Genomic DNA, 17,196 nt, shown 5'->3' on the forward strand with positions numbered 1-17,196 from the left:
ACGGGGATGCCTGGGCCTGCATGTCACACCGCCGCTGGACCGTCCTGCCGCGCGTTCGGTGGGCGGGACTGCCGGTGGACCAGCGCGTCTGTAATGGCAACTCCCACCAGCGGCAGGGCCGCACCGATGGCAGCAACAAACGCAGGAAGCAAAAAGCTCACCGCAGCCAGGACCACCAGGACGCCGACCCCCACCAGCCGGGACCCGGGCACCCGGCCCAGCACACGCTGGATGAACACGGCCTGCCCGGCGAGGAAGAGCGCCGGACCGCCGTACAGGATCAGGACGGTGGCCACGTCCGGATGCTCGAGCGGGCGGCTGATGGCCAGCTCGTCCCCCACCGCCACCAGGATCAATGCGGCCAGCAGCACCATGAGCGTGTTGCCGGCCACGACGCCCGGCCGGAAATGGTCGGCCGCGGATGCCAGCCGGTCCAGGGTCTCCCTTTCCAGCCGGTAGAAGTAACACCACCAGATGGCCACGCTGCCGGCCAGCGCGACCGTGCCGGTCAGCAGGATCAGCGGACCCTCAAGGTTGGCGGCAATGGCCGTGCCGGTGGTCAGGATCCCCTCGCCCAGCGCGATCAGATAGAACAGGCCGAACCGTTCGAAGATCCGCTCCCCTGCCAGCGGCACATGCGTCCCTTCGGTCCTCACGCCCGGCACGCGGTGCGCCAGCAGATGCCCGGTGAGATCCAGCAGCGCCCCGGCACCCCAGAAAACCAGCTTGAGCTCCGGATCGAAAAACACCCCCGCAATCCACAGCGGCGCGCTGACACACTGCCAGCCAAGCGTCCGGACAAAGTGGCTCTGCAGGGTCCCGTCCAGGCCGGTGGTGAGCATCCATGCGCCCCTGCCGACCTGGATCAGCAGATACCCTTCGACGAAAAGCCAGCCGAAATCCCCGAAAGCCGCCCCGATCGAAGCGTTCATGAACAGCGACACCAGCATGATGAGCAGCAGCAACCAGTGCAGTTCGAGCTTGGCGGTGTCCAGCAGGGTGGCCACCCATGTCGTATAGGTCCAGACCAGGTATACGGCGACGAGCAGCACCAGGGTTTCGGCGGCGCCGGTCCAGGTGGGGTGCTCCAGCAGATGGTGCGACAACTGCGACACGGCGAACACGAAGACGAGGTCGAAAAACAGCTCCAGATGCGTGACGCTGTCATTCGATCCCTCACGCCGCAGCAATGCCTTCGCGCGGATCATGTGGACAGGCTGGCAGGGCGGTTGTGGGAAGTCAACGACGGCGGGCGGCCAGCTTGGGTTTCGACAGACTCAGCCGGCGTGGCTCAACCCAGCGGGGTCACGGCTCAGCTGGCGAAAGGACCGTCCTGCACGAGGTTCGCCGGGCGGGTTCCGTTGGCCAGCGCTTCGAGCTGCTGGGCCAGGAGCTTCACGATCCGCGGTTCGAACGCCGACGCGTTGCCGCCGATGTGCGGCGTGATGAGCGCGTTTTCCGAGGCCCACAGCGGGTGGTCACTGGGCAGCGGCTCCGGATCCACGACGTCGAGCGCGCAGTGCAGCCGGCCCGAGAGCACCTCCGCCGTCAGCGCCTCGGTGTCCACCACCGGGCCGCGCCCGACGTTCACCACCAGGGCCCCGTCCGGCAACGCGGCCAGCACTTCGGCGTTGACCAGCTTGTGCGTGGCCTCGTTCAGCGGGGTCACCGCCACCAGCACGTCATGCGACGCGGCCAGGGACACGAGGTCCGCCGCGGCGTGGACCTGGCCGTGCTCGTCCGTGCGGGCACTGCTGCCCACCCGTGTCAGCTCCACCTCGAACGGCGCCAGGCGCTTGGTGATCTCGTGCCCGATGCCGCCGACGCCGATGAGCAGCACCCGCCGGTCCGCCAGGGATGAACGGCGCTGGGGTCGCCAGCTGCCCGTCTGCTGGTCCCTGACCGCGGCGTCGATGCCGCGGAGCTTGGCGAGGATGAGCCCGACGGCGAGCTCCGCCGTCGCGGCGGCGTGCACACCCGCCGCGGTGGCGACGGCGGCAGACGCTCCTGCCGCCTCCGGCACGCCGTCGTACCCCGTCGACTGAGTCTGGACCAGCTGAAGGTTGGCCGCCTTGGCGAGTGAGCCCAGGACAGCAGACGCGTCGATATACGGCAGGACCACCGCGTCGATCTCCTCCAGGGCAGCACCCTCAGGATCGGAGCGCAAATCCCAGACGGCGCCCCGGAGGTCGCCGGGAAGCGGCTCCAGGCGCGCGAGGAGATCCCGGTCGGGGAAGCTGACGGTGCGGATTGACGGCATGGGGTTCCTTTTCGTGGGGCAGGCTCGGGTTTCGGCAAGCTCAACTAGTGGGAAGGAATTGCGAAAATCTTCTCATATGAGAGCATCATCGCATCAGCATCGAAGCATGACAAGTGCGGCAACAAGCCTCCACAGCCCGATCCGAAGCTTTTACATCCCGGAAACGAAAAAGGCTTGACGGATCGAAAAAGAAACGCGAAACTTTTCTCATATGTGATTGCGGTCTCAGGATCGGCCGCCGCATCCAACCCTCCCAACTGAAGGTGAAACACCATGGCAACAACGCTCGAACTCACTGTCCGCACCGCACAGTGGACCCGCCCGTCCCGGGACCTGGTCAAGGCATTCGAGAAGTTCCCGGTGGCCAACATCGGCGACGCAATGGAGCGGCTGGGCCTGGTGGACGGCAACATCAACCCCGTCTGGGCCGGCGCACACTGCGTCGGCACCGCACTCACGGTCCTCGGGGCAGCCGGTGACAACGCGGCCGTCATCGAGGCACTGAACTACATCGAGCCAGGTGACGTCGTCGTCATCAACGGCTTTGGGCATGAACACCGCGCGCTGGTGGGCGAACAGCTATCCCAGCGCTTCGAGGCCGCCGGAGCCACCGGCGCCGTCATCGACGGCTACATCCGCGACCGCGCCACCATCACGGAGATCAAGTTCCCGGTGTTCGCCCGCGGCACCACCCCCGCAGGCCCGTTCAAGAACGGCCCCGGTGTGATCGGCGAACCGGTCGCCATCGGCGGAATCGTCTGCTCCCCCGGCGACATCGTCGCCGCCGACGACGACGGCGTCGTCATCATCCCCCAGGCCCGCGCCGCGGAAATCCTGGAACGCGTTATCGAAGTCGCCGCGCACGAGGCCGAAATGACGGCCGAAGTCACGCGCGAATACAGCTAATCCAAGCTTCTCCCGCAACAGGGACCCTCCTAGACTGAGAGAACTCCAATGACTAATTCATCGACGGAATCAGTGGACCTTAATACGGCGCAAGTACAGGTCGTCACAGCCGACGGCAAGATGGTGCGGAAGGCAACCTTCGCCGGCACCATGGGCTCCTTCGTGGAGTGGTACGACTACGGCATCTACGGCCTCCTCACCACCTACCTGGCCATCAACATCATGGGCTCGAAGGACCTCGGCTCCCTGCTGCTGACCAACGTCGGCTTCCTGGTGAGCTTCCTGGCCCGCCCGTTCGGCAGCGTCATCTGCGGCTACCTCGGCGACAAGCTGGGACGCAAGAACCTGCTCGCCGTCCTCCTGCTGCTCATTTCCGGCGCCACGGCCTGCATCGGCCTCATCCCGTCGTCGGCCGTCATCGGCTGGGCCGCGCCGGCACTGCTGATCCTGTTCCGCATCCTGCAGGGCTTCTCGGCCGGCGGCGAAGTGGCCGGCGCCATGGCCTTCGTGGGCGAATACGCCCACAACCGGCACCGCAACTACAACATGAGCTTCATCGCCGTCGGATCCTTCTGTGCCCTCCTCTTCGGCAGCGCCCTGTCCGCCACGCTCATCACCACCCTCGGCGACGCCACCATGGAAGCCTGGGCCTGGCGCATCCCGTTCCTGTTCGCCCTTCCGCTGGGCTACATCGGCTACTACATCCGCTCCAAGATGGAGGACACCCCGCACTTCGACGCCCTCCGCAAGCGCAATGAAGTGGAACGGAACCCGCTGCGGGCGGCCCTGACGTCCAAGCGCCACCTGAAGGCGATCGCGCTGACCATCTTCCTCCCGGCAGTCAACGGCCCCGGCTACTACCTGCTCTTCGCCTACATGCCCACCTACCTGAAGACCCAGCTCGGCACCGGCAACAACTTCTCCATGGTCCAGGCCCTGACCGTCACCGCGTTCAGCCTGGTGGCCATCATCATCTCCATCCCGCTCATGGCCCGTCTCTCCGACCGCATCGGCCGCAAGCCCGTGCTCGCCGTCTCCGCGGTCCTCATGGCCGTGGTGTCCTACCCGATGTTTGCGATGATCACCACCGGCAACATGGTCCTGGCCTGCGTCGCCACCGTGGTCATGGCCATCGCCTTCTCCGGCCACGCCGCCGTGGTCCACACCGTCCTGACCGAGATGTTCCCCACCACGGTCCGTTACAGCGCATACAGCATCGGGTTCAGCATCAGCACCATCATCTTCGGCGGCAGCGCGCCGCTGGTCATGACCGAGGTCATCAAGGCCACCGGCAACAGCATGGTCCCCGCCTACGCCTCCATCGGCACGGCCATCATCACCCTGGTGTCCGTGTACTTCCTGAAGGAAACCAAGGGCCAGCCGCTGCAGACCCACTAACCAAACCCCGACGACGGCGGGCGGCGGCCGCCATTGCCGGCCACCCGCCGTCGTTGGACCATTAGGCACCACAACAGAACCACTGGGAGAGTCACCTTGAGCATCAATTCAGTCGCCGTCGTTGCAGACCTCGGCGAAAGCTACGGCAACTACACCATCGGCGACGACGACGCCCTGCTGGGCCTGGTCACCGCCTCGAACATCGCCTGCGGCTTCCACGCCGGCGACCCGCGGGTCATGGACGCCACCGTGAAGTCCTGCGTTGAACGGGGCATCGAACTGGGCGCACACCCCGGCTACCCGGACCTGGTGGGCTTCGGCCGCCGCCTGATCGAGGCCAGCGAAGAGGAAATCCGCACCGACGTGCTCTACCAGATCGGCGCGCTGGACGCCTTCGCCCGCATCCACGGCGGCAAGATCAGCCACGTGGCCCCGCACGGCCGGATGGGCAGCATCGCCCAGACCGACGCCAAGCACGCCCGCGCCATCACCGACGCCATCAAGGCCTACGACCCCTCCTACATCGTGATCTGCCAGAACGGCCTGCTGGCCGATGAATCCCGCAAGCGCGGCCTCGAGGTGGGCTACGTGTTCCTGGCCGACCGCGGCTACGGCGAGGACGGCATGCCCGTCTCCCGCAACACCGAGGGCGCGCTCCTGCACGACCCCGAGGAGATCGGCCGCCGCGTGGTTCAGGTGGTCACCGAGGGCACCGTCCGCGCCGTCACCGGCAACGTGGTGCCGCTCGGACACGACGCCGACGTGGTCCTCCTGCACGGCGACCACCCGCAGGTCCTGGAGAACGGCACTGCCCTCCGTGCTGCCCTGGACAAGGCCGGCATCAAGGCCACCGGCCTGCAGGATGTCCTGGCCGAGAAGGCCCGCCGGGCTGCTGCCTGATCCTTTGCTGCCCGACCCCCTCTTGCCTGACCATCACGCCTCCAGAACATAGGAACCATGAGCATCCAGCCAGCGCCAGCGCCGTCCTCGCCACCACCTTTGGAGATCGAGGCGACGCCCTTCGGCGACTCGGCCCTGATGCTGAAGGCACTGGCCGCCACCCCAGAGGAGCGCCAGGCCGGAAGCCGCAGGCTGCGTGAACTGGTGTTCGGCCTGCAGCCGCACGGGCTCCTGGATGTGGTGGCGGGCGTGGACTCGGTGCTGGTGGAGTTCGACTGCCTCGCCGTCAGCCACGCCCAGCTCGCGCAGACCATCCGGCTCGCCGCCGCGGGTTCCGGGCCGGTTTACGGTCCTGCCGCCGACGGCGGGCGGGCGGCCGAGCTGTTCGTGATTCCGCTGGTGGTCAGCGAGGCCTTCTCCCCCGACCTGCCCGAGGTCGCTTCCGAGCTCGGCATCAGCCCCGAGGCAGTTCTGGACATCCTGGAAAACTCGGAAGTCTCCGTCAACCTGCTCGCCTCCGCGATGGCACCCATGATGGGCACCCTCCCGTTCCCCGGCCAGGTCAGCCGATGCCGGGAACCCCGCACCAATGTGGATCCCGGGTCCGTCATGGTGGCCGGCACCAGCGCCATCATCCAGCCCTTTCCCGGCCCCAGCGGCTGGAAGGTCATTGGCCGCACTCCGCTGACCGTGTGCGACATCCGCGAGGACCCGGCCACGTCCTACACCCCGGGCGACCGGGTGCGTTTCCGGGTCATCCCGGAGAGTGAATGGGAGTCGCTGGAGGGGCAGTTCCTTCGGCCGGCCTCAGCGTCTGCACCACCAGCCGGCTCGCCGGCGGCAGCACTTTCCGGAGGGAGCACCGATGCGGACCGCTGAACTGGCTGTCGGACTGAAGATCCGCGAAGCCGGCTGGCTTTCCACCTTCCAGGACTTGGGCCGGGAACATTCCGAGTACATGGGCGTCCCGTGCGGCGGTGCAGCCGACCAGCATTCCGCCTCCGTGGCCAACATCCTGGTGGGCAACCTCCGCACCGCCACGTGCATCGAGATCATGGGCGGCCGCTTCAGCTTCATTCCCGATTCCCCGGTGCTGGTCGCCGTCACAGGCGCCCCCGCGGACGTGACCGTCAACGGCGAGGCCGCCGCCATGTGGGAGCCGGTCTGCGTCCCCGCCGGCGCACGCGTAGTCATCGCCAACGCGCGCGGCGGCATGCGCAACTACCTCGCGTTCAGCGGCTCCCTCGAGACCGGCCTGTTCATGGGCAGCGCCGCGCCCGAGGCGCGCATGGGATTCCCGCAGCAGATCGGCGCCGGGCAGGACCTGCAGCTGCGAACCAGTTATGCCGGATTCGAACACCCCTATCTCTCCCAGCCCCTCTTCCGGCTGCCGGTACCCGTCCCGGCCTTCAGCCCGGGCACCTGGCGGATCGACATCGTGGAGGGCCCGGAGACCGACGCCGCACCCGGCATCCGGGAACTGCTGTCCTCGCGCGCCTACACCGTGACCGCGAAGTCCAACCATGTGGGCCTGCGACTGGACGGTCCGGTGGTTCACCCCGAGGGCCTCGGCGAAATCGTGTCCCACGGTGTTCCGATCGGCGCGTTCGAGATCCCGCACGGGGACGAGCTCATCATCCTGGGCCGCTACCGGACCCTCACCGCCGGCTACCCCATCGTCGCGTTCGCCACCAAGGCGTCGCTGCCCCTGCTCGGCCAGGCCCGCCCCGGCCAGCAGATGACCTTCAACTGGGTCAGCAGCAGCCAGGCGGTGGAACGTTTCCGCGAGGAGCAGCGGCTGCTCGGCGTGCTCGAGGAGCGCGTCGCCAGCTTGTTCGCCGCGGTCCGCCTGCCGCATGCATCCGCATTGGCCCCCAGCCCGGCGGCAGCCTGAACTTTCCCGAGCGGTGCTTGACCCGGCCGGAACAAAGATGAGAAACTTTTCTCATATGAAATGCAAATCTCACTGCGATTAGGAGCGGTACATTGGGACTTCTCGAAGGCAAAGTTGCCATCATCACCGGTGCAGGCACCGGCATGGGGCGTTCCACCGCTGCCCAGCTCGCCGCCGAAGGCGCCAGCGTCGTGCTGGTGGGGCGCCGCGGCGAGGTGCTGGATGAAGTGGCCTCGGCCATCACCGCCGACGGCGGCCGGGCAGTCACCCGGGCCGCGGACATCTGTTCCAAGAACGACGTCGACGCCCTGGTCCAGTGGGTCGGTAAGACTCTGGGACCGGTGGACATCCTAGTGAACAACGCCGGCAGCGCCAGCAAGGTGCTCAATGTCCGCTGGATCAGCCAAGAGGAATGGAACGACGTCCTGGACGTGAACCTGAACGCGGTCTACCTCCTCACCCAGGCCGTACTGCCGGACATGCTGGCCCGCAAGACCGGCACCATCATCACGGTCTCCTCCCTGGCCGCCGTCAACCCCAACCTCCTCGGCGGCGCCGCCTACGGTGCTGCGAAAGCCGCGGTCCGGAACTTCATGACCTACCTCCACAACACCTTCCGCAACGAGGGCCTGCGCGCAGTCACCATCCTGCCCGGCGAAACCGCAACGCCCATTCTGGACAACAGGGCGCGGCCGCCGCGGCAGGAGGAACGCGAAGCCATGGTCCAGCCCGACGACGTGGCCCGGGCCATCCACCTGGTGGCCACCCTGCCGCAGCGGACCGTCGTCCAGGAGCTCGTGATCGCCCCGACCGTGCAGCGCGACACCTCCGGCGACATCGAAATCAGCCGCTGGACGGGCGCCCCCGCAGAGGAAGTCCCCCAGCCATGAAACGCCGCCGCACGTACGTAACCACCGCCGTCGCACCCGGCGCCGCCGCACCGACCGCCGTCGCATCCGCACCCGCCGCCGTCGGTGCCGTACAGACGGCCGCAAGGGCCGCCGTCGGCCCCGCCCCAGCCAGCCATCCCACGATCCGAAACAGGACCACCATGACCCTTGAACCAGCCACCGCCCTCGTCAACGGCTTTCAGCCCTCGGAGGCCGTGCTGCGCGTGCAGCGCACCTCGCTCCGGGTCCAGCAGCCCCAGTCCAAGGGCGACCTCGTGTCCCTGGCCATGGGCGAGCCCGACTTCGACACCCCCGTGCAGGTCCGCGCCGCGGCGGCCAAGGCCCTGGAGGAGGGGCACACCCACTACTCGCCGTTGCTCGGCGAGCTGGTGCTTCGCGAGGAGCTGGCTGCCCGTATCGGCCGGCTCCTCGGCGAGGTGGCCAGCCCGGGCGACGTGCTGATCACGCAGGGCGGCACCGCCGGCCTGTCCGCAGCGATCCTCGGCATCGTCAACCCGGGAGACAAAGTGGTCATCCCGGACCCCACCTACTCGCTGTACGCGGACCTCGTAAGCATGGCCGGCGGCGTCGTGACGCCGGTACCGCTGGCGGATGACCTGCACTGGGACCTCGAGGCGCTGGCCACGGCGCTGGAAGGCGCCAAGCTGTTCGTCTTCTGCAACCCGTCCAACCCCACGGGCATCGTCCACACCCGCCGGGAGCTCGAGGCCCTGGCGGACATGGTGGCCGGAACCGACACCCTGGTGCTGTCCGACGAGGCCTACAGCGACCTCGTCTACACGCCCGAGCCCTTCGTCTCCGCACTGGAGATCGACGGCCTCCGCGGCCGGACCATCTACTGCCAGACCTTCTCCAAAAGCTACGCCATGACCGGCTGGCGCGTCGGCTACCTGTGGGGTCCGCCGTCGGTCATCGCCTCCGCGGCCCGGGTCCACAACACCTTCAACGGCTCCATGAACACCGCCGTCCAGCTGGCCGCCCTGACCGCACTGAAGACCTGCGGGCCTGACATCGAGCGCATGCACGCCTCCTACGCCCTGCGCCGGGAACTCATGGCCACCGGGCTGGGCAGCATCCCCGGACTCACCGTCAGCTCTCCGGAAGGCGCCTTCTACCTCTTCCCCAAGTACGACGTCGACCTGCCGGCGGCACAGATGGTGGCGCACCTGCGCGACTTCGGAGTTGCGGTCCGGCCGGGCAGCGAATTCGGCCGGAACGGCGAATTCCACCTCCGGCTCTCCTACGCCGCCAGTGCCGACGCCATCACCGCCGGCGTCGAACGCCTGGCCGCCGGCCTCGCAGCCCTCCGGTAATTTCCATGCAGCTGACAGACCCGGCATCCGGCCTGCGCACGGACACCCAGCGCAGCAGGGCCCTCCTGATCAGCGCCGCGGGAACTCTCTTCGGCGCGGGAACGTCTGCGTCGATGGCCGAGGTTGCGGCCAGCGCGGGCATCTCGACCGCCACCGCCTACCGGCATTTCGCTTCGGTTGACGAGGTGCTCGCGGCCTACCGCTTTGAGGTGGGCCGCGAGCTGCTGGAGTTCAGCCTGGCCCAGGAAACGCGCGGCCAGGAGCTGCTGGATGCGGTCTGCCGGAAATGGGTCGAGCTGGTGGTCCAGCACGGCGGCTCGATGATCCACACGCGTTCGGCCGAGGGCTATCTGGCGCGCGTGCGCCAGGGCGCCTACTACCTGACGGTGCAAACGGAGGCGCTGCGGCGTCCGCTCGACGAGGTCACCAAGGAGCTGGGCACCGTTCAGCAGGACGAGACTGCCCTGTTCCTGTGGAACGTCTTCTTCGACCCGCGCGAAATCTTCGACCTCATCCGCAGCATGGGCCTCACGCCCGAACAGGCTTCGGACCGCCTGGTCCGCACCTTCACCGCAGCACTGCGCGGATGGATGCCGGCCCAGGACCTAAGCTAGGTGGGTAGTAACGAAAGGGTGCCGATCCATGCGTAGTGACACACAGCGCAACCGCCGACAGCTCGTCAAGGCTGCCGGCCAGCTGTTCGCAGCCCGGCGCGGTCCGATCAACATGTCGGACATCGCCAAGCACGCCGAGATCTCCACGGCAACTGCTTACCGGCACTTTGCCTCCGTGGAGGACGTCCTGGCCGAGTACCGCTTCGGCGTCGGCGAAAGGCTCCGGGATTTCAGCCTGAAGCAGGAATCGACCGGGCTTGAGCTTCTCGAAGCCGTCAGCCGCAAGTGGGTGGACCTCGTGACCCGGCACGGCGGGGCGATGCTCTACACCCGTTCCGGCGAGGGATATCTTGCCCGGCTGCGCAAGGGCGCCTACTACCTGACCGTCCAGGCCGACGCGCTGGAGCGTCCGCTGCGGGAGGCGTGCAATGAGCTCGGCCTCGAACCGCTCGGCGACGAGGCCATGTTCCTGTGGAACATCCTGTTCGACCCCCGCGAAATCCTCGACCTGATCCAGACCGTGGGGCTGAGCAAAGACCAGGCCACCATCCGGCTCATCGCCGCACTCAAGGGTGCCCTGGCCGGGTGGAACGAGGACCGGTCACGCGGGGAAGGTTCTGTGGCCAGGGCTGGCGATTCAGATAAGGCCGCCGGCTCCGACGCTTCCAGCTCCGATGCGGACGCCTCGCCTGCTGCCGATTCAGATAAAGCCGCCAGCTAGGATCCCAGCCGGAACGCCTCTGCCCGCAGGCCTGTTCCGCGGGTAAGCTCACGCAGCCGGTCGGCCGTAACGGCCGTCAGTGCGGCGATCCGGAAGATGTCCATTTCCCCGCTGCGCAGGACATCCACGACGTCGGCCCGCAGCTGCCGCTCGGCGCTTTCCTTCTCCTCGATCACCGTCTGCAGCTGCTCCGCCAGGGCGACGAGCCCGGCAACATGCTGCTCGCGTGAGAGGCCGGGAAAGTAAGACTCGGAGAAGGCCCTGCCCGTCTTCTTCACCTCGGTGACCTTCAGGCCGGTTGCGGCGGCGACGGCTGCCGCTGGCACTCCCCCGGCCACTGCTGCCGCCACGGCCTCGTTGCGCCGGCTCAGCAGCGCGCGGATCCGGCTTTGGCGGTGTGCCCGGGCGGCCTTTTCCTGGGTCAGCCTGCGCTCGGGGCCCGGGGCTCCGCCAGCCGATTCCGACCGGCCTGCTGCGGCCACACCGGCAGCGGCCCCGCCGGCGGCGGGACTGGCGGACGCAGCACGGCCGGACGCGGCCCGGGCTGAGACAGCCCGGGCCGGTGCGGCGTTGATGCCTGGCGGAGCGGCGCGACGCCGCGGCCGGGCATCAGGAATGTACGTCACGGCGCTGCAGGCCCTCAACCAGTTCCCATTCCGCTGCCCGGTTCCGGAAGGCCGGCATCATGCTTCCCTCGAGGAAACGGCAAACAGTGTCGTGCGCACCGACGGGCGCCCACCCGCCGCTGACCGGACAGTGGGTACCCGTGGTGGCGGTAACGGTGCGGACGCGGGTGCTGATTACTTGGCCTATGGTGCGCAGCATCAGATTGCTCCTGTGGCGGGTGTGGATGAGTCAGGTGTTGAGTCTGCAGCGAACGAGATGAGGACCTTGCCGGAGCGGCGTGCGTCCTTGGCGGTGTTGAACGCCTCCAGCGCCTCGCCGAACGGGTACTCGTGGGTGATCACGGGATCCACGAACAGGCTTCCGTCAGCGAGCGCGGCAAGGACCTCGTCCATTTCGGCGTTGAAGCGGAAGGAGCCGAGGAGGTCCAGCTCGCGGGTGATGGCGAGTGAGATGGCCACCGGCTGCGCTCCGCTGGGTAGCAGGCCCACCATCACCACTTTGCCGCCGCGCATCGTGCCGCGGATCGCCGAATCCAGTCCGCGGTGGTTCCCGGACGATTCAATGGTGACGTCGGCTTCCACGGCGGCGATAGCATCGGCGTCGGACGCCAGGATGGTGCCGGTGGCACCCACCAGGCGTGCGCGCTGCAGGGGTTCTTCATGGACGTCGACGGCGATAATTTCGGCCGCGCCCGCACGCTTGAGGACGGCGACGGCCAGGCATCCGATCGGGCCGCTGCCGATCACCAGCGCACGTTTGCCGCGGACGTCACCGGCACGGGCCACGGCGTGCCAGGCAACGCTGGCCGGCTCGGCCAGGGCGGCCGCGCGCAGCGTCAGCCCTGCCGGCAGGGGCCGGAGCATCCGGGCGGGCAGGGCGGCGTACTGGCTGAAGGCACCTTGCGTGTGCGGATACCGGGCCGCGCTGCCGAGATAGGTGCATCCGGGCGACAGGTTGGGGCGGTCCTGCGGGTAGCGGGCACCATTGCCGCCGGGTGTGGCCGGGTGGACCGCCACCCGGGTACCCGCTGCCGGGCCCGAACCGTCCGCCGCCGCCTGCGTTACCGTGCCCACGACCTCGTGTCCGAGGACGAGCGGTTCACGAAGAATGGATTCGCCGGCGGCGCCGTGGAGCCAGTAGTGAAGGTCGGAGCCGCAAATGCCGCCGTAGGCGATCCGGACCACGGCCTGGTCACTGCGCGGTGCGGCGGGCTTGATCGGATCGAGGCGGAGGTCCTCCACGCCGTGGACGACCAGTGCTGCGCTGGTCTGTTGCTGGGGTGCGCTGCCTTCCTGGGCTGGGCAGCCTTCTTGGGCTGCGGCGGGCAACGGGCTGCGGAGTTCAGTCATGTCAGACCACCGCCGTCATTCCGCCATCGATGAAGATGGTCTGGCCGTTGACGTACGCGGAAGCATCCGAGGCGAGCCACTGAACGGGTCCCATCAGGTCCTGCACGGTCCCCCACCGGGCGGCCGGCGTGCGCTTGCAGATCCAGGAGTTGAAGTCGGGGTCGTCCACCAGGGCCTGGGTCATCTCGGTATGGATGTAGCCGGGTGCCACCGCATTGATCTGGAGCCCGGCCGCAGCCCATTCGGCCGTCATGGCCCGGGTCAGGTTCCGCAGGCCGCCCTTGGCTGCGGTGTACGCGCCGATGGTGGGGCGGGCGAGGTCGGACTGGACGGAGCCGATGTTGACGATCTTGCCCCGGGCCCTCGGCAGCATCCTCCGTGCCACTTCCCGGCCCACCAGGAAAGCACTGGTCAGGTCGGTGGAGATCACCCGGTTCCAGTCTTCGACGGCGAGCTCCAGCAGCGGGACGCGGTGCTGAATCCCGGCGTTGTTGACCAGAATGTCCAGCTCGCCGAGGCTCTCCTCGATGTGCGCGATACCCTGCGCGACGGATTCCTCGTCCGTAACGTCGAAGGCCACGGCATCCACCCGGTCCTCGCCGAAACGTTCGGCGAACACCTTGCGCGTCAGCTCCAGGCGGTGCGGGTCGAACCCGTGCAGCACCACGCTTGCGCCGGCGGAGGCCAGTCCTTCCGCCAGGGCCTGTCCGATGCCCCGCGAGGAGCCGGTGACCAGGGCACGACGCCCCGTTAGATCAAAGGGTGTGGGGGTGTCCATCTGCGCTTCCTTCATCCCTGCCTGGTGAGGCGCTGCGCTTCTCTGCAGCGGCGGAAATTGGTTCCCCTTCAGCGTATGCGCCAGCCAGCGCTAAAACAAGAATAATTTCTCATTTGAGCGGAGATTCTTATCTGCCATGAGCGCGCGGGGCCTCGGATGCAGAGCGGGAGGGCGGACACAACTGCGAGTCAGTTGGGTCCAGGCGAACCCAAAAGGCCCCTCGGGACCGGGCATGGTGCCGGGTCCCGCGGGGCCTTCGTATCGGGAGGAGGAGGACGCTACTTCGGCGCGATGGTCCAGTCGCCGTCGGAGTTGACCTGGACGAAGCCGGGGGTGAGCTTCACGGTGCCGCTGTAGTCGCCGATCTTGTTGACCGCCTGCTCGGGAACCTCGCTGCCGAAGCCCAGCACGACGAAGTTGCTTTCGCCCTTGTTGGTGATGGCTGCCTTGTCCGTGGCCACGTCCCAGTACAGGACCCTGTCGCCGTGGCCGCTGACCTTGCCCGTGGACGAGGGAACGCTGTCGATGTCCTCGATCTTCAGGGTCCAGGCGGAGTCGGCACTGATGTTGAATTCGGTGGTGGGCGCGCCCGCGCTGGTGTCCACGAGGTGCGACCCGGCGTAGGCGCCCGTGGTGTTGACCAGCAGAATCTCGGCACCGTTGGTCTCCAGGGCAGTGTTGCCGCTGCAGGCCTTGCAGGTGAACGTGACCACGGCCGGAAGGCCCTTGAGGTCCACCGTCTTGACGGCGTCGCCCGTCCCCGTCAGCGTCTTGGCCTCGAGGTGCGGCCTGTCTTTCCCGGCGGCTGCTTCCTCGGTGGTTTCCGGTGCCGCCGACGAACCGGCGGCGGTCTCCTGTGTGACTGGCGCCGCGGAGATGATCGGGGGCGTGGCGGCCTGCCGGACAACAGCGGCGGTGGCGACGCCAACGAACACGCCGATCACCAGGCTGACCACCACATAGACCACCGTGACCACAACGGCCACCTTCTTGTGCTGCGCATACCCTGCCAGCGGCCGGCGGTTCTTGTCCGTCTGCTTCCCGGCCAGCGTAATGATCAGGTCCACCAGCGACCACCAGCCCAGGCCGCCCAGCGTCAGCAGCTTGGCGATGCCCGTTCCGACCTTGCCGAGATAGAAGCGGTCCACGCCCAGGCCGCCCAGCAGCAGGGAGAACAACCAGGTGACCAGGAAGGACTTCTGCGGTTCCGCCCCATACTGCCCCGGGAAGGTCCCGTACTGCCCCGGATACGCCTGCCCAGCGTTCTGCCCGTCCAGCAACTGCCCGTTCGCATACTGCGGCGCGCCGTAAGTGGTGTAGTCGGAGGGCGGCGGCGGGGTTGGGCCGGGGTGGCTCATTGCGGTCCTTTCAGGGCAGGCGACGGCAGGGGTCGCCGAGGTGGCAGAAGAGAGAGGTGGGCAGTGCGGAAGGTGTGGTGCGGAAAGGGTGTGACACATGGCTTCAAAAGCCCGTTTACCTAAGGCTTTATGGCTTGCACATATGCTGCTGTCCCCCAGTTTGACGCTTTGGCGTCACCGCCCCCAAGAAGGGATGATACAGGGCTTCCGGATGCCACACAGGGACGCCACGGCGCGTCCCGGACGACGCGCCGCAAAGACGTACGACGACGGCGGCCGCCGCCCGCCGTCGTCGTCCTTTTGTTTCCTTTACGGTCAGCTGAGCCGCCCTACTTTGGCACGGCTCCGATCTGCTGCATGAGGCTCAGCGTGTCCGTCGATCCCCAGTGTTCGGCCACCTTGCCGTCCTGCACGCGGATGATGTCGATGCCCGAGAATTCCACCGATTTGCCGGTGGCCGGGACCCCCGCGAAGTCGCCCTGGTGCGTTCCGGTCAGTGTCACGTGTGCGGCCTCGAGGTCGCCGTCGGCGAGCGCCGGCTCGCTGGTCTTCACCGCGAGGTCCGGAAACGCTGTCCGGACCGCATTCACGTAGAACTTCACGCCCTCCTTGCCCGGCGGCTGGCCGGGGAATCCCTCCTCGTGGTCGACGACGTCGTCCGCCACCATCTCGTCGATGATCGCCAGGTTTCCGCCCGTCAGCACCTCGTCGTAAAAACGCCTGATCAGTCCGCTTCCGCCAGCCATCTCCGTCTCCTTTGAGGTTGTGGCCGTATATGGCAGCTGCATTGTCCTCCTGCCCCGGTACGGCTTCAATGGCCGATTGGTTACCGGACAACTCGGCCATCCGGGCAGGAAAGGGTTCAAAATGTACCTAGGGGACATACCAGGAAACGCAGCACGAACGGAGGGAATTATCATGGCTGGCCACTTCGAAATCATCGATGCTTCCGACGGCGGCTTCCGGGTCCGGCTTCTGGATGGCACAGGAACCCTGGTGGCGACCTCGGTCAAGTACCCCACCAAGCAGGCGGCTGTGGCCGGGATTTCCTACACGAGGGAGATCGCCGGGACAGGCCTCATCCGCGACATGAGCCGGGGCGGCCACGGGGAGATCATCATCCCCAAGTCGCGGTTTGGCCACGCAACTGTAAGGATCCACTCCCACACGCGGTTCCCGGCCGCGGACCACGCCGAAGCTGTCCGCGGACCGGCATTCCGGGGGCTCCGCTAGAAGTTAACCTTGTCTCGCCCCTTCAGCTGGAGCATTTCGCGGGCTTCGTCCGGGGTAGCCACCTCGAAGTTGAGCGCCTCGAGGATGACTCGCGCCCGGGCGACCTGTTCCGCGTTGGACGTGGCAAGCTGGCCGGGACCGATCCACAGCGAGTCCTCCAGCCCCACGCGGACATGGGAACCCATGGCGGCACCGATGGTGGCGAGCGGCATTTGGTTCCGGCCCGCACCGAGGATTGACCACTCGTAGTCCCTGCCGAAGAGCCGGTCAGCTGTGCGGCGCATGTGCATGAGGTCCTCGGGGTGGGCGCCGATTCCGCCGAGCAGGCCGAAGACGGACTGCACGAACAGCGGCCCCCTGGCCAGTCCGCGGGAGTGGAAGTGTGCCAGGTTGTTGAGGTGCGAAATGTCGTAGCACTCGAACTCGAAGCGGGTGCCGTTCTCGTTCCCGATGCCGAGGATTGTCTCTATGTCCTGGAACGTGTTCTTGAAGACCAGGTCGCGGCTCTTCTCGAGCCCTTCGCGCTCCCAGTCGTGACCGAACTCCGCGAAGCGTTCCAGCATCGGATAGAGGCCGAAGTTCATGGACCCCATGTTGAGTGAGGCCAACTCCGGCTTGAACAGCGCTGCTGGCTGCATGCGCTCCTGCACGGTCATGTGCGGTGAGCCGCCGGTTGTGATGTTGATGACGGCGTCGGTATTCCTCTTGAGCTTGTCCAGGATGGGCGCGAAGTGCTCCGGATCCTGTGACGGCCGGCCATCCTTGGGGTCGCGGGCGTGCATGTGCACGATCGCCGCGCCCGCTTCCGCGGCACCGATAGCCGCGTCCGCGATTTCGTCAGGTGAAACCGGCAGGTACTTGGACATCGACGGCGTATGGATGGCGCCGGTGACAGCGCTGGTGATGATGACTTTGCGGGCGGCAGCCATGAGGA

The 17,196-nt window shown here is 67.3% G+C and carries 19 protein-coding genes; 10 read left to right on the forward strand and 9 right to left on the reverse strand.

The features are described 5' to 3' along the window. Nucleotides 1-23: 23 nt before the first annotated feature. Both R5O87_RS08565 and R5O87_RS08570 read right to left on the reverse strand, forming a co-directional pair. Entirely contained in the window at nucleotides 24-1,208 is a 1,185-nt protein-coding gene (locus tag R5O87_RS08565) for a low temperature requirement protein A (protein WP_410554516.1), read from the reverse strand. Nucleotides 1,209-1,312: 104 nt separating this feature from the next. After that, nucleotides 1,313-2,260: a 2-hydroxyacid dehydrogenase gene (locus R5O87_RS08570; RefSeq protein WP_410554517.1), complete on the reverse strand. Its 948-nt coding sequence runs from the start codon at nucleotides 2,258-2,260 to the stop codon at nucleotides 1,313-1,315. Nucleotides 2,261-2,533: 273 nt separating this feature from the next. On the opposite strand from R5O87_RS08570, the gene R5O87_RS08575 reads away from it, so the two are divergent. The 9 genes from R5O87_RS08575 to R5O87_RS08615 all read left to right on the forward strand — a co-directional run bounded on the left by R5O87_RS08575 (nucleotide 2,534) and on the right by R5O87_RS08615 (nucleotide 10,917). After that, nucleotides 2,534-3,166: an RraA family protein gene (locus R5O87_RS08575; RefSeq protein WP_410554518.1), complete on the forward strand. Its 633-nt coding sequence runs from the start codon at nucleotides 2,534-2,536 to the stop codon at nucleotides 3,164-3,166. A gap of 48 nt (nucleotides 3,167-3,214) precedes the next feature. Continuing rightward, complete coding sequence (locus R5O87_RS08580; protein WP_410554519.1) at nucleotides 3,215-4,564, forward strand: MFS transporter; 1,350 nt, start codon at nucleotides 3,215-3,217, stop codon at nucleotides 4,562-4,564. A 96-nt stretch (nucleotides 4,565-4,660) separates the two neighbouring features. Next, on the forward strand, nucleotides 4,661-5,464 hold the full coding sequence (locus tag R5O87_RS08585; protein WP_410554520.1) for a LamB/YcsF family protein: 804 nt from the start codon (nucleotides 4,661-4,663) through the stop codon (nucleotides 5,462-5,464). Between the two features lie 57 nt (nucleotides 5,465-5,521). Then, a complete protein-coding gene (locus R5O87_RS08590) occupies nucleotides 5,522-6,343 on the forward strand; it encodes a 5-oxoprolinase subunit B family protein (protein WP_410554521.1) in 822 nt (273 codons plus the stop codon). After that, nucleotides 6,330-7,358: a 5-oxoprolinase subunit C family protein gene (locus R5O87_RS08595; protein ID WP_410554522.1), complete on the forward strand. Its 1,029-nt coding sequence runs from the start codon at nucleotides 6,330-6,332 to the stop codon at nucleotides 7,356-7,358. Before R5O87_RS08590 ends, R5O87_RS08595 begins: the two co-directional genes overlap by 14 nt. A gap of 92 nt (nucleotides 7,359-7,450) precedes the next feature. Next, on the forward strand, nucleotides 7,451-8,248 hold the full coding sequence (locus R5O87_RS08600) for an SDR family oxidoreductase (protein ID WP_410554523.1): 798 nt from the start codon (nucleotides 7,451-7,453) through the stop codon (nucleotides 8,246-8,248). Further along, a complete protein-coding gene (locus tag R5O87_RS08605; protein ID WP_410554524.1) occupies nucleotides 8,245-9,582 on the forward strand; it encodes a pyridoxal phosphate-dependent aminotransferase in 1,338 nt (445 codons plus the stop codon). Before R5O87_RS08600 ends, R5O87_RS08605 begins: the two co-directional genes overlap by 4 nt. A gap of 5 nt (nucleotides 9,583-9,587) precedes the next feature. Next, a complete protein-coding gene (locus R5O87_RS08610) occupies nucleotides 9,588-10,196 on the forward strand; it encodes a TetR/AcrR family transcriptional regulator (RefSeq protein WP_410554525.1) in 609 nt (202 codons plus the stop codon). 28 nt (nucleotides 10,197-10,224) lie between these two features. After that, the gene (locus R5O87_RS08615) at nucleotides 10,225-10,917 is read left to right on the forward strand and encodes a TetR/AcrR family transcriptional regulator (protein ID WP_410554526.1); all 693 of its coding nucleotides are present in this window, start codon (nucleotides 10,225-10,227) and stop codon (nucleotides 10,915-10,917) included. Here R5O87_RS08615 and R5O87_RS08620 read toward each other — a convergent pair. From R5O87_RS08620 to R5O87_RS08645, 6 genes are all read right to left on the reverse strand, one after another. After that, nucleotides 10,914-11,543: a hypothetical protein gene (locus R5O87_RS08620; protein WP_462836417.1), complete on the reverse strand. Its 630-nt coding sequence runs from the start codon at nucleotides 11,541-11,543 to the stop codon at nucleotides 10,914-10,916. The genes R5O87_RS08615 and R5O87_RS08620 overlap by 4 nt on opposite strands. Next, nucleotides 11,527-11,742: a hypothetical protein gene (locus tag R5O87_RS08625; protein WP_410554528.1), complete on the reverse strand. Its 216-nt coding sequence runs from the start codon at nucleotides 11,740-11,742 to the stop codon at nucleotides 11,527-11,529. The genes R5O87_RS08620 and R5O87_RS08625 overlap by 17 nt, the downstream gene beginning before the upstream one ends. After that, nucleotides 11,742-12,893 (reverse strand): L-idonate 5-dehydrogenase, encoded by a 1,152-nt coding sequence (locus tag R5O87_RS08630; RefSeq protein WP_410554529.1) that lies wholly within the window; start codon nucleotides 12,891-12,893, stop codon nucleotides 11,742-11,744. The genes R5O87_RS08625 and R5O87_RS08630 overlap by 1 nt, the downstream gene beginning before the upstream one ends. Before the next feature lies 1 nt (nucleotide 12,894). Next, nucleotides 12,895-13,671 (reverse strand): SDR family oxidoreductase, encoded by a 777-nt coding sequence (locus R5O87_RS08635; RefSeq protein ID WP_410554530.1) that lies wholly within the window; start codon nucleotides 13,669-13,671, stop codon nucleotides 12,895-12,897. Nucleotides 13,672-13,949: 278 nt separating this feature from the next. Then, nucleotides 13,950-15,029, reverse strand: coding sequence for a TM2 domain-containing protein (locus R5O87_RS08640; RefSeq protein ID WP_410554531.1), 1,080 nt, complete (start codon nucleotides 15,027-15,029; stop codon nucleotides 13,950-13,952). A gap of 329 nt (nucleotides 15,030-15,358) precedes the next feature. Further along, a complete protein-coding gene (locus tag R5O87_RS08645; protein ID WP_410554532.1) occupies nucleotides 15,359-15,775 on the reverse strand; it encodes an ester cyclase in 417 nt (138 codons plus the stop codon). A 172-nt stretch (nucleotides 15,776-15,947) separates the two neighbouring features. Here R5O87_RS08645 and R5O87_RS08650 point away from each other — a divergent pair, with 172 nt between their 5' ends. Continuing rightward, nucleotides 15,948-16,262: a YegP family protein gene (locus R5O87_RS08650; protein ID WP_410554533.1), complete on the forward strand. Its 315-nt coding sequence runs from the start codon at nucleotides 15,948-15,950 to the stop codon at nucleotides 16,260-16,262. On the opposite strand, the gene kce is transcribed toward R5O87_RS08650, so the two are convergent. Further along, nucleotides 16,259-17,191, reverse strand: coding sequence for a 3,5-dioxohexanoate:acetyl-CoA acetone transferase (kce, locus tag R5O87_RS08655; protein ID WP_410554534.1), 933 nt, complete (start codon nucleotides 17,189-17,191; stop codon nucleotides 16,259-16,261). The two genes, R5O87_RS08650 and kce, sit on opposite strands and share 4 nt — an antisense overlap. Nucleotides 17,192-17,196: the final 5 nt, after the last annotated feature.

Origin of the sequence: Arthrobacter globiformis (genome assembly GCF_046536215.2) — a bacterium.
GTDB lineage: Bacteria > Actinomycetota > Actinomycetes > Actinomycetales > Micrococcaceae > Arthrobacter > Arthrobacter globiformis_E.